The 24,573-nt window shown below is 70.4% G+C and carries 22 protein-coding genes; 13 read left to right on the top strand and 9 right to left on the bottom strand.

What is annotated here, in order from left to right; genetic code table 11:
• Window positions 1-60 precede the first annotated feature (60 nt).
• Together I4Q55_RS03295 and I4Q55_RS03290 are read right to left on the bottom strand one after the other, a co-directional pair.
• Window positions 61-930, bottom strand: coding sequence for a hypothetical protein (locus I4Q55_RS03295; protein ID WP_206784467.1), 870 nt, complete (start codon window positions 928-930; stop codon window positions 61-63).
• Window positions 931-949: 19 nt separating this feature from the next.
• The gene (locus I4Q55_RS03290) at window positions 950-2,224 is read right to left on the bottom strand and encodes a hypothetical protein (protein WP_242545131.1); all 1,275 of its coding nucleotides are present in this window, start codon (window positions 2,222-2,224) and stop codon (window positions 950-952) included.
• Between the two features lie 309 nt (window positions 2,225-2,533).
• Between I4Q55_RS03290 and I4Q55_RS03285 the strand changes: the two genes are divergently transcribed.
• Both I4Q55_RS03285 and ribA read left to right on the top strand, forming a co-directional pair.
• Complete coding sequence (locus tag I4Q55_RS03285; RefSeq protein ID WP_206784466.1) at window positions 2,534-4,003, top strand: carbohydrate kinase family protein; 1,470 nt, start codon at window positions 2,534-2,536, stop codon at window positions 4,001-4,003.
• Window positions 4,000-4,719, top strand: coding sequence for a GTP cyclohydrolase II RibA (gene ribA, locus I4Q55_RS03280; protein WP_206784465.1), 720 nt, complete (start codon window positions 4,000-4,002; stop codon window positions 4,717-4,719). The genes I4Q55_RS03285 and ribA overlap by 4 nt, the downstream gene beginning before the upstream one ends.
• 46 nt (window positions 4,720-4,765) lie before the next feature.
• Here ribA and I4Q55_RS03275 read toward each other — a convergent pair whose 3' ends face one another.
• Complete coding sequence (locus I4Q55_RS03275) at window positions 4,766-6,007, bottom strand: aromatic acid/H+ symport family MFS transporter (protein WP_206784464.1); 1,242 nt, start codon at window positions 6,005-6,007, stop codon at window positions 4,766-4,768.
• Between the two features lie 138 nt (window positions 6,008-6,145).
• Here I4Q55_RS03275 and I4Q55_RS03270 point away from each other — a divergent pair, with 138 nt between their 5' ends.
• Both I4Q55_RS03270 and I4Q55_RS03265 read left to right on the top strand, forming a co-directional pair.
• Window positions 6,146-7,780 (top strand): sodium:proton antiporter, encoded by a 1,635-nt coding sequence (locus I4Q55_RS03270; RefSeq protein WP_206784463.1) that lies wholly within the window; start codon window positions 6,146-6,148, stop codon window positions 7,778-7,780.
• Between the two features lie 108 nt (window positions 7,781-7,888).
• Entirely contained in the window at window positions 7,889-8,386 is a 498-nt protein-coding gene (locus tag I4Q55_RS03265; protein ID WP_206784462.1) for an OsmC family protein, read from the top strand.
• On the opposite strand, the gene I4Q55_RS03260 is transcribed toward I4Q55_RS03265, so the two are convergent.
• Complete coding sequence (locus I4Q55_RS03260) at window positions 8,383-9,669, bottom strand: adenylosuccinate synthase (protein ID WP_091304830.1); 1,287 nt, start codon at window positions 9,667-9,669, stop codon at window positions 8,383-8,385. The genes I4Q55_RS03265 and I4Q55_RS03260 overlap by 4 nt on opposite strands.
• A gap of 75 nt (window positions 9,670-9,744) precedes the next feature.
• Here I4Q55_RS03260 and I4Q55_RS03255 point away from each other — a divergent pair, with 75 nt between their 5' ends.
• From I4Q55_RS03255 to I4Q55_RS03245, 3 genes are all read left to right on the top strand, one after another.
• Window positions 9,745-10,425 carry a hypothetical protein gene (locus I4Q55_RS03255; protein WP_242545130.1) on the top strand — a complete coding sequence of 227 codons (681 nt, stop codon included), beginning with the start codon at window positions 9,745-9,747 and terminating at the stop codon, window positions 10,423-10,425.
• A 90-nt stretch (window positions 10,426-10,515) separates the two neighbouring features.
• Window positions 10,516-11,154 carry an HNH endonuclease family protein gene (locus tag I4Q55_RS03250; RefSeq protein WP_206784461.1) on the top strand — a complete coding sequence of 213 codons (639 nt, stop codon included), beginning with the start codon at window positions 10,516-10,518 and terminating at the stop codon, window positions 11,152-11,154.
• An 18-nt stretch (window positions 11,155-11,172) separates the two neighbouring features.
• Window positions 11,173-12,279, top strand: coding sequence for a glycosyltransferase (locus I4Q55_RS03245; protein WP_206784460.1), 1,107 nt, complete (start codon window positions 11,173-11,175; stop codon window positions 12,277-12,279).
• Here the strand turns inward: I4Q55_RS03245 and I4Q55_RS03240 are convergent.
• Window positions 12,263-14,143 carry an FAD/NAD(P)-binding domain-containing protein gene (locus I4Q55_RS03240; protein ID WP_206784459.1) on the bottom strand — a complete coding sequence of 627 codons (1,881 nt, stop codon included), beginning with the start codon at window positions 14,141-14,143 and terminating at the stop codon, window positions 12,263-12,265. The genes I4Q55_RS03245 and I4Q55_RS03240 overlap by 17 nt on opposite strands.
• Before the next feature lie 171 nt (window positions 14,144-14,314).
• Here I4Q55_RS03240 and I4Q55_RS03235 point away from each other — a divergent pair, with 171 nt between their 5' ends.
• The 3 genes from I4Q55_RS03235 (at window position 14,315) to I4Q55_RS03225 (ending at window position 17,671) form a co-directional block, all read left to right on the top strand.
• A complete protein-coding gene (locus I4Q55_RS03235; RefSeq protein WP_206784458.1) occupies window positions 14,315-14,611 on the top strand; it encodes a hypothetical protein in 297 nt (98 codons plus the stop codon).
• A 315-nt stretch (window positions 14,612-14,926) separates the two neighbouring features.
• Window positions 14,927-16,186 carry an MFS transporter gene (locus I4Q55_RS03230; RefSeq protein WP_206784457.1) on the top strand — a complete coding sequence of 420 codons (1,260 nt, stop codon included), beginning with the start codon at window positions 14,927-14,929 and terminating at the stop codon, window positions 16,184-16,186.
• 321 nt (window positions 16,187-16,507) lie between these two features.
• The gene (locus tag I4Q55_RS03225; protein ID WP_206784559.1) at window positions 16,508-17,671 is read left to right on the top strand and encodes a GGDEF domain-containing protein; all 1,164 of its coding nucleotides are present in this window, start codon (window positions 16,508-16,510) and stop codon (window positions 17,669-17,671) included.
• Window positions 17,672-17,675: 4 nt separating this feature from the next.
• Here the strand turns inward: I4Q55_RS03225 and I4Q55_RS03220 are convergent, their stop codons facing one another.
• A complete protein-coding gene (locus tag I4Q55_RS03220; RefSeq protein WP_191315828.1) occupies window positions 17,676-18,320 on the bottom strand; it encodes a TetR/AcrR family transcriptional regulator in 645 nt (214 codons plus the stop codon).
• Window positions 18,321-18,410: 90 nt separating this feature from the next.
• On the opposite strand from I4Q55_RS03220, the gene I4Q55_RS03215 reads away from it, so the two are divergent.
• Window positions 18,411-19,634 carry an alpha/beta fold hydrolase gene (locus I4Q55_RS03215; protein WP_206784456.1) on the top strand — a complete coding sequence of 408 codons (1,224 nt, stop codon included), beginning with the start codon at window positions 18,411-18,413 and terminating at the stop codon, window positions 19,632-19,634.
• A gap of 69 nt (window positions 19,635-19,703) precedes the next feature.
• Here I4Q55_RS03215 and I4Q55_RS03210 read toward each other — a convergent pair whose 3' ends face one another.
• Window positions 19,704-20,114 (bottom strand): DUF3151 domain-containing protein, encoded by a 411-nt coding sequence (locus I4Q55_RS03210; protein WP_091304838.1) that lies wholly within the window; start codon window positions 20,112-20,114, stop codon window positions 19,704-19,706.
• 231 nt (window positions 20,115-20,345) lie between these two features.
• On the opposite strand from I4Q55_RS03210, the gene I4Q55_RS03205 reads away from it, so the two are divergent.
• Entirely contained in the window at window positions 20,346-21,527 is a 1,182-nt protein-coding gene (locus I4Q55_RS03205) for a hypothetical protein (RefSeq protein ID WP_206784455.1), read from the top strand.
• A 53-nt stretch (window positions 21,528-21,580) separates the two neighbouring features.
• On the opposite strand, the gene fbaA is transcribed toward I4Q55_RS03205, so the two are convergent.
• Both fbaA and I4Q55_RS03195 read right to left on the bottom strand, forming a co-directional pair.
• Window positions 21,581-22,612: a class II fructose-bisphosphate aldolase gene (fbaA, locus tag I4Q55_RS03200; protein ID WP_206784454.1), complete on the bottom strand. Its 1,032-nt coding sequence runs from the start codon at window positions 22,610-22,612 to the stop codon at window positions 21,581-21,583.
• 153 nt (window positions 22,613-22,765) lie between these two features.
• The gene (locus I4Q55_RS03195; protein WP_206784453.1) at window positions 22,766-23,587 is read right to left on the bottom strand and encodes an LLM class F420-dependent oxidoreductase; all 822 of its coding nucleotides are present in this window, start codon (window positions 23,585-23,587) and stop codon (window positions 22,766-22,768) included.
• A gap of 74 nt (window positions 23,588-23,661) precedes the next feature.
• Here I4Q55_RS03195 and I4Q55_RS03190 point away from each other — a divergent pair, with 74 nt between their 5' ends.
• Complete coding sequence (locus I4Q55_RS03190) at window positions 23,662-24,564, top strand: aldo/keto reductase (protein WP_206784452.1); 903 nt, start codon at window positions 23,662-23,664, stop codon at window positions 24,562-24,564.
• The last annotated feature ends 9 nt before the right edge of the window (window positions 24,565-24,573 follow it).

Genomic DNA, 24,573 nt, shown 5'->3' with positions numbered 1-24,573 from the left:
GGTGGGGGGGGGGGGGGCGGGCGGCCCCCCCCCCCCCCCCCCCCCCCCCCCACGACGCGCTCACTCGGCGGGCGCGCCGATGGCGTCCTCCCGCTCGGCGCGGCGGCGCAGCAGGTCGTGCTGGCACCCCAGCTCGTAGGCCTGGTCCTCGTACTCGCGCTTGGCGGCCAGGTGTGGCCGGACGCACTCGCTGTAGTGGCGCAGGTCATCCTGCTCCAGGGAGCCGTCGCGGAAGGCCGTCCAGAACACCAGCGTCGCCGACACGACCATGACGAGCGCGACGAGCACCGCCATCAGCAGCGCGAGGCCGTTCATCCCCGACAGCAGCCCCTCGGTGGAGACCCGGACGAACATCACCACGCCCATCAGGCCCACCAGCAGCCCGACGGTGAGCAAGCTCAGCTTCGCGCCGGTGGACAGCCTGCTCCACTCCAACTGGCGGCGGTGGTTCTTGTGCTGGCGCTGGTTGTGACCCAGGTGGTGCAACGCGGTCGCGGCGCCGACGGTGGCCAGCACCGAGATCACCACGCTGATGAGCAGCGGCAAGCCGAGCGGGGCCGCCCAGTCGACGTTGAAGACCGAGCTGGCCAGCCACAGCATGATCGGCAGGTCGACCACGGTGACGATGAGGAGGGTCAGCACCCGGGTGAGCCGGTTGACGCGGCGGTGGCGCAGGCTGCCGCGCACCTGTTCCAGCTCGATCAGCCCGTCGAGGAGCCCGGCCCTGGCGTGGGCTTCGGCGACCGTCAGGTTCTGCCCGTGCGGGCCGACGACGTGGTCGTCCATCACCCGGTCGCGCAGGTAGCGCAGCTCCCGGATCCGGGCGAGCAGCCGGTCACCGGCCGCCGAGGAGCCCCCGGTGTGCTGCCCCTCCCGTTGGCGTCGCGGCTGCGGGAGTGGCAGGTTGCGTGTTTCGTCGCTGCTGGTCATGGCGGTACCTCCTCGTCTGCTAGTAATTGATCTCCACCCGCCGCATCGCGGCTGCCGCGGCTTCGTCGAACCGGCCGCCCACCATCGCCGTCCGGCCGGGCTGGGTGCCGACCCCAGCCATGTCGACCCGCTGGCGCACCCCGGCCTGGCCGAGCGCGTCGGCCACCGCGCGGGCACGCTGGTCGGCCAGTGCCTGGCGGCCGGCCGCGGTCGATCCCGGCGGATCGGCGGCGTAGCCCCGAACGGTCACCACCGCGCCGGGCCGGTCCGCCAGCCGCCCGGTGATGCTCCCGGCGAGCGTGCGCAGCAGGTCGAGGGCGCCTGGGGACAGCACCGCGGAATCGCCCGAGAACCCGAGTGCGCTGTCGGACACGGTGGTGCTGACCTGGCCCGCGGGCCCGACCACCGATGTCACCCCTGGCACGGGCACGACCGGCGTGGCCACGGTGGCGTGTGGCAGGTGGGCGGCGACGCGCTTGTCGTCGAAGTCGCAGCCGGCGGCTTGAGCTCGTGCACAGATCGCTTGCCAGTACTGGAGGAGTTTGTCGTGCGTGGGGCCGGGCAGAGGCGGCTGCGCGCCGGCGACACTGCCGAGCCCGGTGAACAGCACGTGCCAGTTTTCGAGGTGCGGCAACGCGTTCTTGGCGGCCAGCTGGCTCGCCACCGTCTCCGGATCGGCGTCCCACCCGACCTGCCGCAGGTCGAAGGCCCCGGCCGTGCTCAGCCCGCTGCTCACCACGATCAGCCGCCCGGGAGCGGCCCCGCGGACGGCGGCGTCGATCCCCCCGAGCAGGTCGAGCCCGGACCGCGCGGCAGCGGTGGCCGCGACCGTGTCGGCGACGGCCTGAACGTTGCGCTCGATGAGCGACGGTCGTTGCAACCCGTGCTCCAGCGATCCGTCCGCTCGCCTCGGCGTGAGGACGACCTCGCGCGAGCCGGCACCGTCGGCGGCCGAAACGAGCGCCACGCTGCTGTTGCCGGAGCCCTGCGACGAGACGTTTCCGCTGTTCGCGGCGTCGACGAGGAGCTTGCGGGCCATATCGGTTACGGCGGGGCGGGGCTCGTTCGCGGTGGCGCTCGCGACGATGACGACGCGGTCTCCGCCGGAGGAGCTGACCGGCTTCGAAGGGACGGCGCACCCGGCGACTGACAGCACCAGCAATCCCAGCACGGCAATTGCCGGACTCCGTCGCGTTCCGGCGCGGATCAGCGCGTCTTCCTGCGGAATCCGCAGCGCGGACGCCGTGTCGGCGAGACGGGTTTCGTGGCCTGAACCGAAGGTGCAGGGCTTCATGGCGACCTCCTTGGGGCCGATGAGGCAACCCAAGGGTGACATTTGCCGAGTAACGATGTCAATTGACACCGCGATAGACCGGACAGGTCATTTACGGCCACCACCTCGGCGCCCTCTCGCTGAGGAGTCGAGCGCCGGTCAAAACCGGGGAGTCACACCTGAACGGACTAGCGGAGGAGGTACTCTCGCCTGCGGCAGGTGAACCGATCGTGACGCACACTCGTGGACCTGCCATGGAGTCGCCCGAAGTTTGTCCAACAAGTGTCATCTTGAAGAGGTCAAATGACAGGGGAAGGGTAGGCTGGGCTGATGGCGAAGCCCGACGCCGCCGTCGAGGGCGTCCGAAACGTCTTCCTCAAGTTGCGCACCCGCAGCGGCCTCACCGTCGAGCGGCTCAGCGCGACGGAGGTCGACGTCGCGCTGCTCGCCGACCTGCCCGTCGTGCGCCGGTACGCGCGTGAGCACGCCGTGTCCACCGACCAGGCCATCGTCGACGTCGTCACCCGGGTCGCCGGCGATCTCGAGCCGACCGACCGGCTGATCGTCGACGCGGTGCTCGCCCTCCGCGTGCTCGACGACGTGCTCTCCGACCGGCCGAAGCTGCGTGGGCTGTACGCCGACGACCTCGGCGAGCGGCGCAATGCGCTCGCCCGGCACTGGGAGACCTACCACCGCCTGCTCGACGTGACCGAGATTCCCCCGGCGCCGACGGTGCGCACCCTGCGTGGTCCCGTCGAGGCACGCGCGCTGCTCCAGCTCGCCGAGCGCTGCGTGCACGGTCCGGAAGCACTGCTGGAGCCGGCCGCCGATGCCCGTGAACCCAGCAACTCGATCGTCGTGGTCGGGGGCGCGGTGACGGACGTGGTCGTGGTCTCCGACGAGCTACCCGAAATCGGGGCTGCGGTGCAGGCGAGCTCATTCGAGGAGCACCCGGGCGGCAAGGGGCTCAACCTGGCGGTCGCCGCCCGGCGGTTCGGCCTCCGCGCGCGGCTCTGCGCCGCCATCGGGGGCGACGAGGCCGCACGCGAGCTCACGCGCTACATGCAGCAAGAAGGCCTCTCGACCGAGCTGATCCGGACGACGCCGGGAGAGGCGAACCCGCGGGCCCTGATGCTCGTGACACAAAGGGGTGAAACCCGTTATTTGGGCTGGATGAACACGGGTAAGGTCTCGCTGTCCACCACGGAATTCGAACAACCGCGCACGAAACAAGCAATCGCCGACGCCGATGCGGTCATGGTCACCTTGGAACCACCGGTGGAAACGGTGCAATGGGCGCTCGACGCGGCCGCCCGGCAATCACCGAAACCGCTGGTTCTTTTGCAGGCTTCGCCACCCACGGCAACGCCGCAACAGCTTTACCGGCATCTTCACGGCGTCGATTACCTCGTCGGCCGTGAAGGCGAACTGCGCGGGCTCCTGTCCTACCCGGACCGCCCCGGCACGGTCGACGCGCTGGCTGAGGAACTGCTCACCCTAGGCGTGGAGACAGTCTGCGTGGTGGAGAACTTCGGCGCCAAGATCCGGTCCCGGACCCGGTCCAGGGACATCGAGGGCCCGAACGTTCCGCTCGAAGACACTCCCGGGGCCCGCGAAGCGTTTTCCGCGGCCCTGACCTTCCAACTCCTCAAGGACGGCCGAGACCTGACCTGGGATGCCCTCGAATGGGCGATCCGGGCCATGACCGCCAACCTCACGATCGAGGAGATCACCGACTCCATGCCCGGTACCGAAGACGTCGACCGGCTGTGGAGAAAATCCGACGTGGAGAACCCGTGACCGAGGTCGTGGAGCACAGATTGCAGGATTCGGACGGCGATTTCCGGGTCGTCGTCCTCGCCGGTACCGAGCAGCCCAATCCGGCGTGCGCGGCGGTGTTCGGCGAACCGCGGGACGGCTGCCTCGTGCGAATCCAGTCCCGATGCCTCTACGGCGAGATATTCGGATCCACCAACTGCGACTGCCTTTACCAGCTCGACAAGTCGCTCGAGGAGATCAAGCAGAACTCCGGGGTCCTCATCTACCTGGATCAGGAAGGCCGTGGTGCCGGTCTCCTGACGAAGGCGCGGGGATACCGGCTTTGCCAGGAAACCGGCATCGACACGTTCGCCGCGTACGCGGCGATGGAGTGCAAGGCCGATTCGCGGTCGTACGGCGACGCGGTAGCGCTGCTGAAGCAGCTGGGACTCAAGGAAGTCACGCTGCTCACCAACAACCCCGGGAAGCTGGAAGGCCTCGAGCTCGGCGAGATCAAGGTGCGGCCACGGCCGTTGCTCATCCCGGAGCCGGGCGAGCACACGCTCGCCTACCTGGTCGCCAAGCGCGACAACCAGGAACACATGCTGTCCATCGCCGCGCGGCTGCGGTGGCGGGTCATCCGGTTCGCCGGGTCACGCTGGCTCAGCCCGCGCCGGGCTGCGCTGCGCAAGGCCGCGGTCCAGCCCGTCGGCGCGTTGGCGGAAACCGGCAGTGTGAGCGAGAAGCAGGTCGCCTGACAGCCGGTCCCGGACAGCCCGTCACGGCTGGCCGGGACCGTAGCTTTCACGTCGTCGCAGGTCGGGACTCCGTAGCTGCCGAGGTGCTGTCCTGAGCTGGGGAGCGGCGGCCGGGGCGGACCACCGTCACGGCTGCCGCGCCCAGGGCGCCCACGGCCGCGAACGCGTAGAAGCCCCACGGGTACGCGATTCCCGCCGTCAGCAACGCGCCGCCGAGGAGGGGGCCCGAGATGGCGCCGATCCGGCCGATGCCCGCCGACCAGCCGAGGCCCGTCGCGCGGATCGCGTCCGGGTAGATGCGGCCGACGTACGCGTACACCAGCACCTGGGCGCTGAACACGAAACAGCCCGTCAGGAACACCGCCGCGTACAGCCCCACCGCCGGCAGCTTCACGCTCAGCAGCGCGAGGAACACCGCGCCCGCGCAGAACCAGGCGATCGCCGACGGGCGGATGCCGACGCGGTCGGCGACCCGGCCCGCGACCAGCAGGCCCACGATGCCCCCGACGTTCAGCGTCAGCAGCAGGCTCAGCGCCGCGCCCAGTGGGTAGCCGGCCTGGCGCATGATCTCCGGCAGCCACGTGTTCAGCCCGTAGACCAGCAGCAGGCCCATGAACGAGGTGACCCAGAAAGCGATCGTCGCGCGCAGCAGGCCGCCGCGGAACAGCCCGGCGACGGCGTGCCCGGCCGACCGCTCGCTCTCGCGGACCCGCTCGAACGTCTCGGACTCCGGCAGGTACTTCACCATCAGCGGGACCAGCACCACGGCGGGCAGCGCGCCCGCGACGAACATCGCGCGCCAGCCCAGTGGCGCGATCAGCACGATGCCCAGCAGCGCGGTCAGCACCGCGCCGACGTGGTAGCCGGTCATCACCGTGGTCGTCGCGCTGCCGGACCTGCCGTGGCGCGCGTACTCCGTGACGAGCGTGATCGCCGTCGGCAGGCAGCCGCCGAGGCCGAGCCCGGCCACGAACCGCAGCAACCCGAAGACGAACGTCGACGGCGCGAACGCGCACAGCAGCGTGCACAGCGAGAACAGCGTGACGGAGATGATCAGCGACTTCCGGCGGCCGATGACGTCGGTGACCGTGCCGATCGCCAGCCCGCCCAGCATCATCCCGGCGAGCCCCACGGTCGACACGACCGACGCCGTGGCGGGCGTCAGGCCCCAGACGTGGCCGCGGAGGAGCACGGGCAGCACGGTGCCGAGCACGACCAGGTCGAACCCGTCGAGCAGGACGGCTGTCCAGGCCAGGGGCACGACCCAGCCGCGGGTACCAGGGGACATCGGAACCTCCGGAGGTGCGCGTGTTCCGCACAGGTGTGCGTATTGCGAACAGCATGCATGTGGGGTCCGACACTTTCCAGCGCCTTTCCGCTCACCGGAAGCCGAGCAAGGCCGTGCGACCTGCGGAAAGATCGGGCTGTGGAGATCTTGACGTTGATGGGCGTGCTCGCCGGTTCGCTCGCGCTGACGGCGATCGCACGGCGCTGGAACCTGTCCGCGCCGTTGCTGGTGGTGGTCGTCGCGCTCGGCGTCGGGCTGATCCCCGGCGTGCCGCGGCTGGAGCTGGAGCCCGAGCTGATCCTCACCGTCGTGCTGCCGCCGCTGCTCTATTCGACGTCGCTCGAGAGCTCGCTGACGCACTTCAAGACCAACCTGCGGCCGATCATCGCGCTGGGCGTGGTGCTGGTGGCGGTGACCGCGGTGGTCGTCGCCGTCGTGGTGCACCTGCTGCTGCCGGACGTGCCGTTCGCGTCCGCGCTGGTCCTCGGCGCGGTCGTGGCGCCGCCGGACGCGGTGACGGCGGTGGCGATCGGACGCAAGCTCGGCCTGCCCCGGCGGGTGATGGCCGTGCTGACCGGGGAAAGCCTGGTGAACGACGCCGCCGCGCTGACGCTGTACAAGGTCGCGCTCGCCGCGGTCGCGGGCACCGCGGGCTCGGCCGGGCACGGGTTCGCGGTGTTCGGGGTGGCGACCGCGCTCGGCATCGCGGTGGGCCTGGCGATCGGCGTCGTCGTGGTGCTGATCCGGCGGCTGCTCGACGACCCGCTGATGGAGTCGGCGTTCGGGATCATCGTGCCGTTCGCCGCGTACGTCACCGCCGAGCACCTGCACCCCTTCGGCGACGACTTCAGCGGGTCAGGCGTGCTCGCCGTCGTCGCGGCCGGCCTCTACCTGGGGCACCGCTCGCTGTACGCGTCACCGGCGACCCGCATGCAGGACAGATCGGTGTGGGCGTCGATCGACGTCCTGCTGGAGGCGCTGGTGTTCGCGCTGATGGGGCTGCAGCTGCCGTTCGTGCTGGACGGCGCCCAGCACGCGGCCCGAGACAACGGCACGCTCGCGCTGGTCGCGGTGGCCGTCCTGGCGGTGACGATGCTGGTGCGGATTCCCGCGGTGTTCGTCTCCGCGTACCTGCCACGGGCGATGCGGCTGTTCGGCCGCGGCCGCGCGGCGCCGTCGTGGCGGGTACTGGCGGTGGTCTCGTGGACGGGCATGCGCGGGGTGGTCACGTTGGCGGCGGCGGCCGGGGTGCCGGCCGGGACACCGGGCCGCGAGGAGATCCAGCTGTTCGCGTTCACCGTGGCCATCGGGACGGTGCTGCTCCAGGGGCTGACGCTGCCGCCGCTGATCCGGGCACTGAAGGTCGAGGACCCGTCCGAGGCCGCCCGTGACGAGGCCGAAGAACTCGCCGCGCGCGAAGTGGCGAAGAAGGCAGCGCAGGAACGGCTGCGCGAGCTCAGCCGCGAGCGGCTGGCTTCGCTGGACCTGCCCCCGGAGAAGGTGGACCGGCTCAAGGACCGGCTCCAGCGGTTGATCGACATGCGCTACCGGTTCGCCAAGGCGGCGATCACGCTGTCCGGCGAAGAACATTCGGGGAGTCCGCAGGCCCAGTTCGCGAAGGCCCGGCGCGAGCTGCTGATCACCCAGCGCAAGGCGATGATCGAGGAGAACCGCGCGGGCCGCCTCGACGACGACGTGCTGCGGAAGGTGTTGCGGGAACTGGACCTGGAGGAGCTGGCGGTGTCGGCGACTATCCCGAACCGCCTGGGCTAGCAAGCGCTTCCGCATGCCGGACACCCCGGCTCCCAACGCATGAGAACCCGAGCGCCCGGGAGTGAAATCCCCCACCCTGAAGCGAAATCACGATCTTCAGGAGAGCCCATGTCGCTGACCGAAGTCATCGAAGGCACCCGCAGGGCCGTCGACGCCGATCCGCACAACGCCGCCGTCTCCTTCAGCGTCGGCAACGCCCTCAAGCCCGGGACCCGGACCGAAGTCGAGGTCAAGGTGCGGGACCACAGCTTCACCGTCGACGAGCCGGCCGCGCTCGGCGGCACCGACCAGGCCGCCAACCCCGTCGAGTACGCGCTCGCCGCCCTCGGCTCCTGCCAGGTGATCACCTACCAGTTCTGGGCGGCGAAGCGCGGGATTCCGCTCGACTCCGTCAAGGTCACCGTGGACGGGGACCTCGACCTGCACGGCTTCTTCGGCTTCTCCTTCAACACGCGGCCCGGCTTCGGGGACGTCCGCGTGTCCGTCGAGCTCGAAGGCCCGGCGAGCCGGGAGCGCTACGAAGACCTCAAGCGCGAGGTCGACGAGCACTGCCCGGTGCTCGACCTGTTCCGGAACGAAACGCCCGTCAGCACGAAGCTGACTTAAACGAACTGGTGCCGGACGATCGTCTGCTCGCGGCCCGGGCCGACGCCGATCGCGGAAATCCGGGCGCCCGACAGCTCTTCCAGGCGCTCGACGTACGCGCGAGCGTTCGCCGGGAGCTCCTCGAACGTGCGGCACGCGGAGATGTCCTCGAACCAGCCCGGGTGCTCTTCGTAGATCGGGATCGCGTGGTGCACGTCGGTCTGCGTCATCGGCATGTCCTGGGTGCGGAATCCGTCGACTTCGTAGCCGACGCACACCGGAACCTTCTCCAGGCCGGACAACACGTCCAGCTTCGTGAGGAAGTAGTCGGTGATGCCGTTGACGCGCACCGCGTACCGGGCGATCACCGCGTCGAACCAGCCGGTGCGCCGCGAGCGGCCCGTCGTCACGCCGAACTCGCCGCCCTGCTTGCGCAGGTACTCGCCGGACTCGTCGTGCAGCTCGGTCGGGAACGGGCCGGAGCCGACGCGGGTGGTGTAGGCCTTGAGGATGCCGAGCACCGTCGTGATGCGGCCCGGGCCGATGCCCGAGCCCGCGCTCGCGCCGCCGGACGTCGGGTTCGACGACGTCACGAACGGGTAGGTGCCGTGGTCGACGTCGAGCAGCGTGCCCTGGGACCCCTCCAGCAGCACGGTTTCGCCGCGCTCCAGGGCCTGGTTGAGCTGCAGGCGCGTGTCGGCGATGCGGTGCGCGAACTTCTCGCCCGCCGCCAGCACCTCGTCGGCGACCTGGTCGGCGTCGAGCGCCTTGCGGTTGTAGACCTTCACCAGCACCTGGTTCTTGAACTCCAGCGCGGCTTCGACCTTCTGGCGGAAGATCTTCTCGTCGAGCAGGTCCTGCACGCGGACGCCGACGCGGGCGATCTTGTCCTGGTAGCACGGCCCGATGCCGCGGCCGGTGGTGCCGATCTTGCGGCTGCCGAGGTACCGCTCGGTGACTTTGTCGATGGCCACGTGGTACGGCATGATCAGGTGCGCGTCGGCCGAAATCAGCAGCTTGGACGTGTCCACGTCCCGCGCTTCGAGGCCGGAAAGCTCGTCGAGCAGCACGCCGGGGTCGACCACCACGCCGTTGCCGATGACGTTCGTCACACCCGGGGTCAGGATGCCGGACGGGATGAGGTGCAGGGCGAAGTTCTCGCCGTTCGGCAGGACGACCGTGTGACCGGCGTTGTTGCCACCCTGGTACCGGACGACCCACTGGACGCGGTCACCCATCAGGTCGGTGGCCTTGCCCTTGCCTTCGTCTCCCCATTGGGCACCGATGAGCACGATGGCCGGCATGTGACACTCCAGGTGTTCGACGACTGAGGTTTAGTGTCCCGGACGGACACCGGTGGCGCTGCTAAATGCCGGTGCATGACTGTAACGGAGGACCTGCGGGTGCGCGGAATCGTGGTGGCCTGTGGCGACGACGCGGCCGGCTTCGAGGACGTCGACGACGTCGAGTCGGTCCGGGTGCCGAGCCGTCCCGGCAAGGCGGAAATCGACCCCTTGCTGGGCGAACACGATCATCTGGTCGTCTCGGGCACGGACGCCGACCTCGCCGCGGTCGTGCTGCGCCTGCTCCGGAAGGACGCGCTCTCCGGCGTGTCGGTCGGGTTCGTCCCGTCGTCGCCGGACTCGGTCGTCGGCGCGCTCTGGGACCTGCCGAAGACGCCGCTGCGGGCGCTCGCGCTGGCGTTGCGCGGCGAGGTCGACCCGGTGCCGCTGATCCGCGACGACGTCGGCGGCGTGCTCGTCGGGCGCGGGCAGCTGCGGCTGGTCCGCGGGGTGGCCTACGCCGACGAGCAGGTGGCGCTGCGCGGGCCGGCCGCGTCGATCGAGGTGCTGCCGGACCCGGGCGGCCCCGGCCTGGCCGTCCGCGTCGTGAAGGGCACGATCTTCAAGCGGCCGTCCACGCTGTACTCGCGGGCGTTCCAGATCGGCTGCATCCCGACCCGGCCGGTGCGCGACGACGTCGTCTTCGAGCGCGCGGTGAACAAGTGGACCTGGTACCGGCACACCGAGGACCTGCGGCTGGTCCGGGGCGCCGTTTGACGGACAGCAACATGTCACCTATACGTGTTGTACACGCCACTCCCGTGCTTCAGGGTTAGCTGTCCCCACTTCTGACACGGAGGCAGCAAGATGCCAACCAGGCGTGCTGTTCGTCATTCGTTCACTGTGCTGGCCGTCACCGCGGTCCTCTCCAGCACCCTGGCCGGCGTCGCCAACGCGACCCCGCCGGGCATCCCCTCGGCCACCACGGCGAAGTCCAACCTCGCCGCGCTCACCGTCAAGGCCGACGGCTCGCAGACCGGCTACAGCCGGGACAAGTTCCCGCACTGGATCGACCAGGGCAGCAGCTGCAACACCCGCGAAGTGGTGCTCAAGCGCGACGGCACGAACGTGGTGACCGACTCCAGCTGCGCCGCGACCTCCGGCAAGTGGGTCAGCCCCTACGACGGCGCGACCTGGACTCAGGCGTCCGATGTGGACATCGACCACGTCGTGCCGCTGGCCGACGCGTGGCGCACCGGCGCGTCCTCGTGGACGACCGCGCAGCGCCAGGCGTTCGCCAACGACCTCACCGACCCGCAGCTGATCGCCGTGACGGACAACGTCAACCAGGAGAAGGGCGACAAATCGCCCGACCAGTGGAAGCCGCCGCTGGTCGGCTACTGGTGCACCTACGCGAAGATGTGGGTCGCGGTGAAGTACAAGTTCAAGCTGACCATCAACTCCGCCGAGAAGACCGCCCTGACGGACATGCTCAACCGCTGCTGACGCCGGTACGCTCGGGCGGTGCGGATCTTCTTCTCGTGCCGCCCGGCGTACGGCCACCTCTTTCCCCTGCTCCCGCTGGCGGACGCGGCGCGCGCGGCCGGGCACGAGGTCGTCTTCGGCACCGGCGAGGCGTTCGTGCCGAAGGTGCGTGAGCTCGGCTTCGAGACCCACCGCGTGGGCATCGCCATCGGTGACGCGGAGGCCGAGGCCAAGCGACGGCACGGGGCGGACGCCGGCTTCCGCGAACTCGGCATCACGATGTTCGCCGAGCTGCTGCCGCGGGCCACGATGGCCGACCTGCGGCCGCTGCTGCCCGGGCTGCGGCCGGATCTGGTGGTCTACGAGCAGAGCGACGTCGGGGCCGGCGCCGTGGCGCGGCAGGCGGGCATCCCGGCTGTCTCGCACGTGATCGGCCGGTCGATGCCGCCGGAGGTGCGCGCGGTCGCGGCCGAACGGCTGGCGCCGCTCTGGGGCACGTCGCCGGCGGACGCCATGTTCGGCGACGCCTGCGTCGACATCTGGCCCGACAGCGTCCGCGACCCGGGCCCGGCGGCGGTGCCGAAGGTGTTCCGGATGCGGCCGACGCCGTACGACGCGGACGTTCCGCTGCCACCGCTCCCGGCGGACGGCTTCGTGTACCTGACGCTGGGCACGGTGGTCTTCGGCGCGACGCAGGTGCTGCGCGGGGCGATCGCGGCGTTGTCGCGGCTGCCGGTGGACGTGCTGGTGGCGACCGGCCCCGGCGACCCCGCGGCGCTGGGCCCGGTGCCGGGGAACGTGCGGGTCGCCGGGTTCGTGCCGCAGGCCGAGGTGCTGGAGCACGCGGGCCTGGTGGTGCACCACGGCGGCACGGGGACGGTGCTCGGCTCGCTCGCCGCGGGTCTGCCACAGCTGGTCCTGCCGCAGGGCGCCGACCAGTTCGCCAACGCGGAGACGCTGTCGGCGCTCGGCGCGGCGAAGGCGCTGGTGGGGGACGCCGTGCGGATCGACGCGATCGAGGCGGCGGCCCGGGAGCTGCTGGACGGCTCGGTGGCGCGGGAGGTCGCTCGGGGCATCGCGGCCGAGATCGCCGGGATGCCCGCGCCGGAGGAAGTACTGGGCGAGCTGGTCAGCTGGGCTGGCTGACCAGCTCCAGGATCTCCCGTGCCACAGCGTCGTTCTGGCGGAACGACAGCGCGTTCGTCCGCGGCCGGGTGAAGGCCGCCGCCGAGCGGGCGCTCGTGTGCGGTCCGACCGCGAACCGGTTCAGGTGGGGACGTCCCGTTCCGTCGAGCAGCCGGGAGTCCGCGACCCGCGTGTGGATGCGGCCCGACGGCAGCGCGACACCCGTCCCCGGGTCCGCCACCGTCTCCTCGGCCAGCTCGCCCGCGTCGCGCAGCTGCCGGAGCAGGCCGTCGGCCGCGCGGGTCACGCTCGGGCCCGGCAGCCGGGCCTCGATCAGCGTGCGTGCCTCGACCGTCTCCGGGTGGCTCGTCGACGACGCCACGAAGACGCCGCGCTCCGCCGTCACCCGCATTTCCGCGCCCGCGAAGGAAACGAGCCCGGCTTCCTGGAGGGCGAGCAGCTCCTCCAGGCGGCGCGGCGGCGGACCGCTGGCGTAGTAGGAGAAGAAGCCGTGGAACCAGCCGTCCACATCGGACACTTGCGATCCGGCACTCAGCCGTCCTTTTTGGACCAGAGTGGGCACCTGGCCGTACACCGACAGCAGCGCCGTGAAGGCACCCAGGTCCGCACTGAACTCCTGGTCCGCCCGGCGCGCCAGGTCGGCCTCGACGTACTTGCGCAGTTCCTTGCCGAACTCCTCCGCCGTACCGAAGGCGCGACCCGCCATCGGGCGGTCCAGGCGGTCGAGGTCGAGCCGGTCGGCCTCGGCGGGCACCGCGCGCGCCACGAGGTCGCGCATGGCGGGGGAAGCCCAGTCCAGGTCGGCGAAGGCGTCGGCGAACACGGCGAAGTCCATGCGCACGCGGTCCGGGTGCCCGGTGAACAGCTCGCTGTAGTAACCCCAGGCCAGCTCCTTCGCGACCAGCGGCCAGACGTCCCGGCGGAAGTCGAGCACGTCGCCGGCCAGCGCGTCGATGGCGTAGGCGTCGAAGAACCTGGGCAGCCGCAAAGGTTTCCCACGCAGCCGGTAGCCGATCTTCGCGTGGTACGGCACCCCGCGCCGCGAGCCGACGTGCAGCACCGGCTCGGCGCCGCTCGGGTGGTAGCGGAGGCCGCCGCACGGGAGGTCCTCGAACCGGCCGCCGCGGCCCTCGGTCAGCAGCAGCATCAGGTCGACGAACGCCAGCCCGAACCCGCGCACCAGCACGGTTTCGCCCGGTTCGACACCCGCGTAGTCGACGTCGGCGGTGTAGCCGGCCGGGTAGTAGGCCAGCCCGTGCCGCGCGGCGAACGCCACCAGCTCGCGCTCCCGATCGTCGGGTTCCGCGTCGAGGTGCCCGACGGTGAAGACGACGGCGTCCGCCGCGATCGCCGTTCCGTCGGACAGCCGGACGGTGTCCCCGTCGACGCCGGTCGCGCGGGCCGCGTGCTCGACGACGTCGACGCCGCCGGGCAGGTCGTCGACGACCTTCCGGTACACCCAGCTCAGATAGGCGCTCTGCAGGCGCCGGGTGGGGAAGTCGAAGGGGTCGAGCGCGGTCAGCTCGGCGACGACGTCGGGTGGCACGTCGGCCTCGAGCCCGCCGGCGCGCACCTGCCGCGCCCACTCCAGCAGCGACGGCCCCCGCCGGACCGGACCGGCCATCCGCACCGACTCGTCGGTGAACATCGTGACGTCCTCGGGCATGGAGTTCATCCGCAGCAGCGGTGACTGGTCGTAGCGCCACACGCGGCCGGGCCCCGGCGGGAACGGGTCGATCAGGTGCACCTCGAGCCGCCGTCCGCCGAGGAGTTCCGCGGCGTTCGCGCCGAGCCGTTCGAGGACGCCGACCCCGCGAGGTCCGGCGCCCACGACAGCCAGGGTGAACGGCGCGAGATCGGCCACGACCCCGAAGCTACGCCGGACTTCCGGTGCCGGAACGCCTTCTCACGGAGCGGAACCCATCCACGACGCCGTCGGCTCCGAAGTCCTGGGGTACACCGGCGAAAGGAGCGATGTTGACCTTCGTCCACCGAGGCGCCCGGGCCTCTGCCGCATACCGCCACCAGCGAATACTTGGCCGATGAGATCGGTTCGCCGCACCGCGTCCACACCGCGCAGGACGTGGTCGGCACCCTCCTCCGGGGGAACTGGGCGATCTTCGCCCACGAATGGGCCGATCCGGACGGGATCGACCCCGAGCACTGGCGGGACGTCGTCGAGGCCGCCGCGGAGGCGGCCGGGGTCGACGTCGAGTTCGTGGTCATCCCGCGCCGGTCCTTGACCGTCGTGTTCAACCGGGCGGTCCCGCCCACCTTCGAGCAGGTCCGCGCGTCGATCGAGGTCATCGAGCGGTCGCGCGGCCGCAGTTGAGCCGCCCTGCCCCGGTAGCCACCTCGCGAACGTGAGGTGGCTACTTTTGCCTCTGGCGACCGACCAGCCGGTACGGAATGATCCATTGGTGACTCCTGAGCCACCGGTCAGACACTGCGGGCTATCGTCTGACCCGTTCGGGAAAGCTCCGTGACACCTTGGATACCGGCGAAAGAACCTAGAGATTTACCAACAGTCACGGGACACTGGCTGGGGTAACTCACGTACCGTGACTGCCTCATGACCGACTGGTCCGTCTCGTCACCATTGGTCATGCGACGGACGCGGTCTGCACAAGAGGTCGGGAGAAAACGCATGGCAGCACCGCCGGATCGCGTCACGTTCCGCGAGGTGTTCGGGGTCGCCGAGTTCCGGGCACTGTGGTTCGGCGAGCTGCTCTCGATCGCCGGTGACCAGCTGGCCAGGGTCGCGCTGTCGATCCTCGTGTTCACCGGGACGAACTCCGCGACGCTCACCGGCCTGACCTACGCGCTGACCTACGCGCCGTCGCTGCTGGGCGGCATCTTCCTGACCGGCTTCGCCGACCGCTTCCCGCGCCGCAGCGTGATGGTGCTCGTCGACCTGCTGCGGGCCGGCCTGATCCTGCTGGTCGCCGTGCCCGGGATGCCGTTCTGGCTGATGTGCGTGCTGGTCGGCGGCGTCTCCCTGGTCAACCCGCCGTTCAAGGCGTCCCAGCTGGCGCTGCTGCCACAGGTGCTCGAAGGCGACCGGTTCGTGGTCGGGATGGGCATCCGGAGCATGACCGTGCAGAGCGCCCAGCTGCTCGGCTTCGCCGGCGGCGGCGCGCTGCTGATCGCCCTCGACCCGCACGTGGCGCTGATCATCGACGCCGCCACGTTCGTGCTGTCCGCGCTGTTCATCCGCTTCGGCCTCCGGGCCCGGCCGGCCGCGGCGACCGGCGAGCGGCGGAAGTCCTTCTTCGCGACGCTCGGCGGCGGTGGCCGGACGGCGTTCGCGAGCTCGCCGCTGCGGACACTGGTGCTGTTCACCTGGCTGATGGGACTCCTGCCGGTCTACGAGGGCATCGCGGCGCCGTACGTCTCGGCGGCGGGCGGTGGCCCCGAAGCGATCGGCCTGCTGCTCGCGGCCGACCCGATCGGCAGCGTGATCGCGACCTTCGTCTACACGCGCTGGGTGCCCGCGCGGCTGCGGCCGAAGCTGATCGGCCCGCTGTCGGCGCTGTGCGCCGTGCCGCTGGTGCTCTGCTTCCTGAACCCCGGACCGGTCTCGTCGATCGTCCTGTTCATCATCTCCGGCGGCCTGGGCACCGTCTGCCTCCTGCAGGCGACCGCGTCACTGACCCTGGCCGTGCCCGACGAGCAGCGCGCGCAGGTGATGGGCCTGTCCAACACGGGGCTGACCACGATGATGGGCATCAGCCCGCTGATCGGCGGCGTGCTCGCGGATCAGCTGACGCCGCACGCGACGGTCGGCATCTTCGGCATCGTGGGGATCGTGCTCACGCTGCCGCTGGCGGTGCTGTGGGCCCGGGCGCTGTCGGGCGAGCCGGACCGATGGATCGACAAAGAAGCCGCACGCGCCGAACATGCATGACATGCCCCGCGCGTGGGCTCGACCTGCGCGACCTTGCGGTGCGCTGTGCGGTCACTGTTCTTTGCCGCGCATCGCTGGCCACCTCTCGTTCCGGTGTCAAAGAAAAAGTACACACCGAAAGCCCTTGTGGACAGCGGGCGAACGGTCTGAAACTGTCCGTGAGTACTTTGTCACCGTACAACCACGCAAGGGTCTGGGGGAAAAATGGTCACATCGGGGGAACAGCGCGGCCAAGACTTGATTTCTTGGGCGCGGGGCTGGGCACTGTGGACCCGCCCCCGCGACTGGATCATCGCGACGCTGACCGCCATCACGGTCATGCTGAGCTGGACGGCCGTTTCGCTGCTGACCGTGCCGGTCACCGTCGCCCAGCTGGGCACGTTTGCGCTGCTCACAGCCCTGGCCGTGGCGCAGACGGAGGTCAGCAGGCGACTGGAGCGGCAGCGCCGCATCCTCAGCAACGGGCCCTACATCTCGATGACTTCGGTGTGGCTGCTGCCCGCCGGCCTGCTGCTGCCGGCCCAGCTGATCGCCGCGCTCGGTGTCGTGCTGTACGTCTACCTGGCGTTCCGCAGCTGGTCCGGCACCCGTCCGGGTGAATTTCACCGCGTGGCCGCGAACGCGACCACGATGATCCTCTCGGCCTTCTCCGCGGGTGTCGTCGGTCACATGACGATCGGCAGCGGCGTGGCGACGGTGACGCTGGCCGCGCTGGCCTTCTTCACGGTCAACACCGCACTGACCGGCCTCGGCCTCTACCTGGCCGACCCGAAGAACGCGACCCCGGTGTCCTGCTTGGGCAACATGGACGACAACCTGCTCGAACTGTCCACTTTGTGCGTCGGTGCGCTGCTGGTGATGGTGCTCAACGAAGAGCCGCTGCTGTCGGTCCTCGTCATCTTGCCGCTGTACGTGCTGCAGCGGTCCGTGCTGATCAAGCGGCTGGAAGAGCTGGCCACGACGGACCAGAAGACGCAGCTGCTCAACGCCACGACCTGGCAGGACGGCGCGCAGCGCGAGATCTCGCGCGCGGAGCGGGAGAACGGCAGCTTCGGCGCCATGATGATCGACCTCGACCACTTCAAGCGGATCAACGACACCTACGGGCACCTCGCGGGCGACGACGTGCTCAAGGCGGTCGCCGCCGTCGTCAAGCAGGAGACCAGGGCGCACGACCTGGTCGGCCGGTTCGGCGGCGAGGAGTTCGTCGCGCTGCTGCCGTCGACGTCCAAGGAGGACGCGATCGTCACGGCGGAACGGATCCGGCAACGGGTCAGCGAGCTGGTCATCAGCACCACGACCAACGAGGGCGCCGCCGTCGACATCGAACGGCAGACGGCGTCCATCGGCGTCGCCGCCTACCCGCTGGACGGTTCGTCCATCGAGGAGGTGATGGCGTCCGCCGACGCGGCCGTGTACGCGGCCAAACACGGCGGGCGAAATCGGGTGGTGGGGTCGGCCGCGGCGGCCTTGGCCGCGGCTTAGCGCCCTACCGCAACCGGTCGATGACGTCGCTCGCCTTGGTCTGCAGGCGGGCGACGCCGCCCACGGTGAATTCGGTGAGCAGGTCGATCAGCGCGTCCTGGTCCGGCGGCTCGCCGTCCCAGGTGGCCTGGACCAGCGACTCGGTCATCGCGAAGAAGAGCGTCACGAGCGCGCGGTCCGCACGGCCGGAGTCGATGCCGTGCGCGGCCCACCGCTTGCGGCTGGCTTCGGCGTAGACGACGGCCAGTCTCTCCCTCAACCGGGTGAGAGCGGGGTCGCCCGCCCGCTCGGCCGCGCGGAGCACGCCGTAGCCCTCGGGGTGGTCGGCGACGAAGGTGACCATGTTGGCGTAGTTGGCCCTCGCCCAGGCCCGCAGGCCTGGCTGCTCGTCGGCTACCGACGGGCCCGCGATGGCGGTGAACGCGCGCTCCTCGGTTTCGGCCACGACCTCGGCGAACAGCGTCGCCCGGTCGCCGAACTGCTCGTAGACGGCTTGGCGCGAGACGCCGGCTTCGCGGGCGATCTGCTCGATCGTCGCGCCCTGCATCCCGTGCTGCGCGACGACCCGCGCGGTCGCCTGCAGCACACGGGCGCGCTGCTCGGAAACCGGGAGCTTGCGCGGCCGCCCGCGTGGGGCCGGGCTTGACATGGTGGTCCACCTCACGTGATTCTTTTTCCGACACCTCTGTCAAAAAAGGTGTTACCCCCGCGCACCCGCCCTGCTCAACGAGGAGCACGCATGCGTATCTTCCCCCGCCGCGCCCTGTCCGCGGCCGTCGCAGGAGTTTCCATTCTGGCCTTGGCCGCGCTCAGCCCGCCTGCCGCGTCCGCCACGTCGTTCTACGACCCGCCGTCACCCCTGCCGGCGGGCAGCAACGGCGACGTCATCCGGCACGAGACGTCGACGTTCTACATCGACCCGATCCAGCTGATCAAGGCCGACGCGAGCGTGCAGCGGATCATGTACCGCAGCACCGACACGCACGGCTCGCCGATCGCCGTCACCGGCACGGTGCTGACGCCGCGGTCGGCGTGGCACGGCAGCGGGGTGCGCCCGATCGTCTCCTACGCCGTCGGCACCCAGGGCGAGGGCGACGACTGCGCGCCGTCGAAAGCGCTTGCCGCGGGCTTCGAGTACGAAGGCCCGTTCATCGCCGGGCTGCTGGCGCGGGGCTACGGCGTCGTCGTCACCGACTACGAAGGGCTCGGCACGCCGGGCGACCACACGTACGTCAACCGCGAGGCGGAGGCCCACGCGGTGCTCGACGCGATCCGCGCGGCGCAGCGGCTGCCGGAGGCGGGCCTGCCGGACGACGGCCCGGTGGCGATCGCGGGCTACTCCCAGGGCGGCGGCGCGTCGGCCGCGGCGGCGGAGCTGCAGCCGAGCTACGCGCCGGAGCTGAAGCTGAAGGGCGCGTACGCGGGCGCGGTGCCGGCGGACCTCGCCGAGGTCGCGAAGAACCTCGACGGCCACTACGCGGTCGGCTTCCTCGGGTTCGCGCTGGTGAGCATGAACTACGCGTACCCGGAGCTGAACATCCCGGCGCTGCTCAACGCGCGCGGGAAGCAGCTGTTCGAGCAGGTCCGGACCGAGTGCACGGTGGAGGCGATCGCCGCGCACGCGTTCACGCGGTCGTCGACGCTGACCAACGACGGCCGCTCGCTCGTCGCGTACCTCGACGAGGAGCCGTACCGGTCGCGCGTGGCCGAGCAGAAGATCGGCTCGCTGAAGCCGACGGCCCCGGTGCTGATCGTCCACAGCGCCCTCGACGACATCGTGCCCTACGCGCAGGACCGCGACCTGGGCCGGACGTGGTGCCGCAAGGGTGTGCAGGTGCAGTTCAGCACGTCGCTGGTGCCGACGCACGTGCTCGGCGCGGTGCGGGCGTACCCGGAGGCGTTCGCCTGGCTGGAGGGCCGTTTCGCCGGGCTGCCGGCACCGGTCAACTGCGGCTGGTTCTGAGGTCTCCCGCAGCAGGTCGTGAGTGGGAAACAGCGTTAGAACACTGTTTCTCACTCACGACCGGGCGGGTCACTTCAGGCCGGTGGCTTCCGCGGCGGCGGGGTCGGAGTCGGCGAGGAAGGTCCGGCAGCGCTCGTGTTCCTCGGTCTCGCCGATCTTCCCGGCGGCCTTGCCCAGGACGGCGAGGGCGCGGAGGAACCCCTGGTTGGGGCGGTGCGACCACGGCACCGGGCCGAAGCCCTTCCAGCCCGCGCGGCGCAGCTGGTCGAGCCCGCGGTGGTAGCCGGTGCGGGCGTACGCGTACGCGGCGACGGTCTCGCCCGCGTCCAGGGCCTTCTCGGCCAGCGAAGCCCACGCCTCGCTGTAGTCGGGGTGTTCGGCGGCGACGGTGGCCGGGTCGGTCCCGGCGTCGAGCGCGGCCTGGGCGGCGGTGTGCTCGGGCAGCAGCGTCGGCTCGGGGCCGAGCAGGTTGTGCGTCATGCCGCCCATTGTGCCCTCAGAGGAAGAGGGTTCCGAGCACCCCGGCTCCGGCCAGCACCAGGGCGGCGACCAGCACGCCCGCGACGACTCGTTTCGGCATCATGGCGCGACACCCTGCCAAGCCGGAGCCGCCGAAAGCAAGTCGTCCACCCCTAAGGGTGAATCCGGATTTTCGCGTCGTTTGCCACGGTCTTGGCCCACTCGTGACCATGACCGGCCATGATGTCCGGCATGGCCAAGGCAGTCGACGTCCCGGTGGACGTGATCCCGCGCAGCCCCGTCGCCAAGACACGGCTGTTCTTCACGCGGCACTGGCACCGCGGCGCCCCCGGGCAGCCGACCCCGGACTGGGTGCTCCGGTTCTGCTACGGGATGTGGCTGGCGGCGTTCGCGTTCAAGCTGGTCGGCTCGTCGTGGGACATGTCGTGGCACTTCATGTGGCTGCGCGACGACCTGGCCCCGCCGCACCTGATCAACACCGTCGGCACGGTGATCATCGTGGTGCTGGTGGCGATCCACAGCTACACGGGCCTGGGGTGTGACAAGCGGTCGCTGCGCCTGATGCAGATCGGCCTGCTGACGTTCCTGATCGCGGCGCCGCTGGACGTCATCAACCACCGCGTCAACGGCCTCGACCTGACGGCGTGGAGCCCGTCCCACATGATGCTGTACCTGGGCACGGGCATCATGCAGGCGGGCGTGCTGCTGGGCTGGCTGCGGTTTTCGCCCCCGGGCCGCTTCCGCACGGGCGTGCTGCTCGGGCTGTGGGCGTTCTTCCTGGAGAACACGTTCTTCCCGAACGGCCAGCAGGAGTACGGCATCCTCGGCCTGCGCGCGTGGGAGCGCGGCGAGCCGGAGGCGGAGCAGTCGCTGCTGGACTTCGCGGCCAACCAGATCGGCCACCCGGTCGACCGGACGGCGGTGCTGCACTTCACGATGCCGATCCCGGAGTGGGTGTACCCGCTGTGGGGCATCGGCGTGATGGCGCTGATCCTGGTCCTGGCCCGGCACACACTGGGCTTCCGCTGGGCGGCGACTTCGGTGGCGCTCGCGTACGTGGCTTATCGGTCGGTGATGTGGCCGCTGCTGCTCGGGATGGGCTTTCCGGTGTCGACGGTGCCGTTCTACCTGGTGTTCGTGGGGTTGGCGGTCGACCTGGCGTTCGCGATGAGCAGCGGCGTGGTGCGTGCGGCCGCGGGGGCCTTGCTGGTGACTGCGTTCGGGTACGGGGCGTTCTGGCTGCAGTCGCAGTTCCGGCCGTGGGTGCTCGGTGAGGCACACACGGAGTCGGCACCCCCGGCGGCGTACTGGACGGCTTTGGTGGTGCTGGGCGGGCTGTTCGCCTTGTGGGCCGGCGCGGAACCCCTGACCCGGAAGTGGGCAGCGCGGCGCTCGGTCGCCGAATCGGTCTGAACACGACGAAGGGGCGGCACTTTCCCGGGAAAGTGCCGCCCCTTCGCGGGTGACTACTTGAGCTTCGTGCCGGCCGAGCCCAACGCCTGGCAGGCCTCGACAACCCGAGCCGCCATGCCGGCCTCCGCGGCCTTCAGGTACGAACGCGGGTCGTACACCTTCTTGTTGCCGACCTCGCCGTCGATCTTCAGGACTCCGTCGTAGTTCTTGAAGAAGTGGTCCACGATCGGGCGGGTGAACGCGTACTGCGTGTCCGTGTCCACGTTCATCTTCACCACGCCGTACGACACCGCCTCGCGGATCTCCTCCGGGAGCGAGCCCGAGCCGCCGTGGAAGACCAGCTCGAACGGCTTCGAGCCCGCGTCCAGGCCGAGCTTCTTCGCCGCCGCTTCCTGGCCGCCCTTCAGCACGTCCGGGCGCAGCTTCACGTTGCCCGGCTTGTACACGCCGTGGACGTTGCCGAACGTCGCCGCCAGCAGGTAACGGCCGCGTTCGCCCGCGCCGAGGGCGTCGATCGTCTTCAGGAAGTCGCCTTCGGCGGTGTACAGCTTCTCGTTGATCTCCGCCTCGACGCCGTCTTCCTCGCCGCCGACGACGCCGATCTCGACCTCGAGGATGATCTTCGCCGCCGCCGTCTTGGCCAGCAGCTCCTGGGCGATCTCCAGGTTCTCGTCGAGGTCGATCGCCGAGCCGTCCCACATGTGGGACTGGAACAGCGGGTTCTGGCCGTTCTTGACGCGCTCGGCCGAGATCTCGATCAGCGGGCGGACGAAGCCGTCCAGCTTGTCCTTCGGGCAGTGGTCGGTGTGGAGCGCGACGTTCACGTCGTAGCGAGCCGCCACGACCTGGGCGAACTCGGCCAGCGCGGTCGCGCCGGTGACCATGTCCTTGACCTTCTGGCCGGACGCGAACTCCGCACCGCCGGTGGAGAACTGGATGATGCCGTCGCTCTCCGCCTCGGCGAAGCCGCGGATGGCGGCGTTCACGGTCTCGGACGAGGTCACGTTGATGGCCGGGTAGGCGAACTCGTTCGCCTTGGCCCGGTCGAGCATCTCCGCGTAGACCTCGGGGGTGGCGATGGGCATCGTTACTCCTCCTTGGCACAGGGTGGTCCCGACCGCATCGTACGAGGTCGGCCGCCGCCGCACACCGGTCCCCGCGAAGAAACTTTCCCGCACGTCGGATCGGTTCAGAAGGGAGGCGTCCGGCCGCCGGGCGAGCCGGCGGCCGGACGGGGATCACAGCAGCTCGGACGCCAGCGCGCGGTACGCCGGCCACGGGTCCTCGTTCAGCACCTGGATGTTGACGTGGTCGGCACCCGCCTCGAAGTGCGCGCGGACGCCGGTCGCGATCGTCTCCGCGTCGCCGTGCAGAGCCAGCGCGTCGACCAGGCGGTCGCTGCCCTCGCCTTCCAGGTCGGCGTCCGTGAAGCCGAGTTTGCGCAGGTTGGCGACGTAGTTCGACAGCCCGAGGTAGAACTTCACGGTGTTGCGGCCGATCGCGCGGGCCTCGGCGGCGTCGGTGCCGAGGACCACCTTCTGCTCCGGGGCCAGCAGCTTGCCCTCGCCGAGGATCTCGCGCGCCCCGCGCGTGTGCTCCGGCGTGGTCAGGTACGGGTGCGCGCCCGCGGTGCGCTCGCCGGACAGCTGGACGATCTTCGGTCCCAGCGCCGCCAGCGCGCGATCGGCAACCGGGACGCCCGCCGCGTCCAGGCCGTCCAGGTAGTCGACCAGCGCCGCGTACGGCTTCTTGTACTCCTTCGTCGCTTCGCGGTGGCCCGCGCCGACGCCGAGCAGGAAGCGATCCGGGTACTTGCCCGCGATCCGCTCGTACACGCGGGCGATGTCCGCGGGCTGGTCCTGCCAGATGTTCACGATGCCGGTCGCGATGACCAGGCGGTCCGTCGCCGCGAGCAGGTCGTCGACGTAGGACAGGTCGCCGCCCGGGGACGCCCCCAGCCAGATCGCGCCGTAGCCGAGCTTCTCCGCCTCCGCCGCGAACTGCGCGTCGACGCCCGAGTAGTGCCGCCAGATACCGAGCTTGCCGAGTTCGATTGCCATGGAACACCCCAACGCACGAGACGGCGATTTTCCTCCCGGCTTCCCGGATCGTGGGAAGCATTAACGTCGGGAGCATGACCAAGCTGGGTAACACCGACCTCGACGTCTACGAGCTGAACCTCGGGTGCAACGTCTTCGGCTGGACGGCCGACGAGCCGCAGTCCTTCGCCGTCCTCGACGCCTACACCGCGGCCGGCGGCAACTTCCTCGACAGCGCCGACCGCTATGGCGGCGGCGGGGGCTCCGAGACGATCATCGGCAACTGGCTGGCCGCCCGCGGCCGGCGTGACGACGTCGTCGTGGCGACCAAGGTCGGCATGTGGGACGGGAGGCCTGGCCTGTCGGCGAAGAACATCCAGGCCGCGGCGGAGGACTCGCTGCGGCGCCTGCGGACCGACCACATCGACCTCTACTACGCCCACCGCGACGACCCGGACACCCCGCTCGAAGAGACCGTCGAGGCGTTCGACGCGCTGGTCCGGGCGGGCAAGGTCCGCTACCTTGGCGCGTCGAACTACACCGCCGAGCGGCTCGCCGAAGCACTGTCCATTTCGGACCGGAACGGCCTCGCGCGGTTCGCCGTGCTGCAGCCGCACTACAACCTCGTCGAGCGCGGCTACGAGCGTGACCTCGCCCCGCTCGTCGAGCGCGAAGGCCTCGCGACGCTGCCGTACTTCGCACTCGCCAAGGGTTTCCTCACCGGCAAGTACCGCACGAAGGACAACCTCGGCGACAGCCCGCGCGCCGCCCGTGCAGCGTCCTATTTGGACGCCGACGGTGAGCACGTCCTCGCCAAGCTCGACGCGGTGGCGGCCGCGCACGGCGTTTCGGTCGCCACGGTCTCCCTTGCCTGGCTCCGGCAGCAGCCGACGGTCGCCGCGCCGATCGCCAGCGCCCGCACCCCGGAGCAGCTCACCGACCTGATCGCGTCGGTCACCCTGACGCTGACCCCGGACGAATTGGCTACTCTCAGGTAGCTTACCGCG

The sequence above is a fragment of the Amycolatopsis sp. MtRt-6 genome (assembly GCF_017308975.1).
In the GTDB taxonomy this organism is placed as follows: domain Bacteria; phylum Actinomycetota; class Actinomycetes; order Mycobacteriales; family Pseudonocardiaceae; genus Amycolatopsis.
The sequence above is the reverse complement of the archived record's forward strand: the minus strand, read 5'-3'. Positions and strand labels throughout refer to the sequence as shown.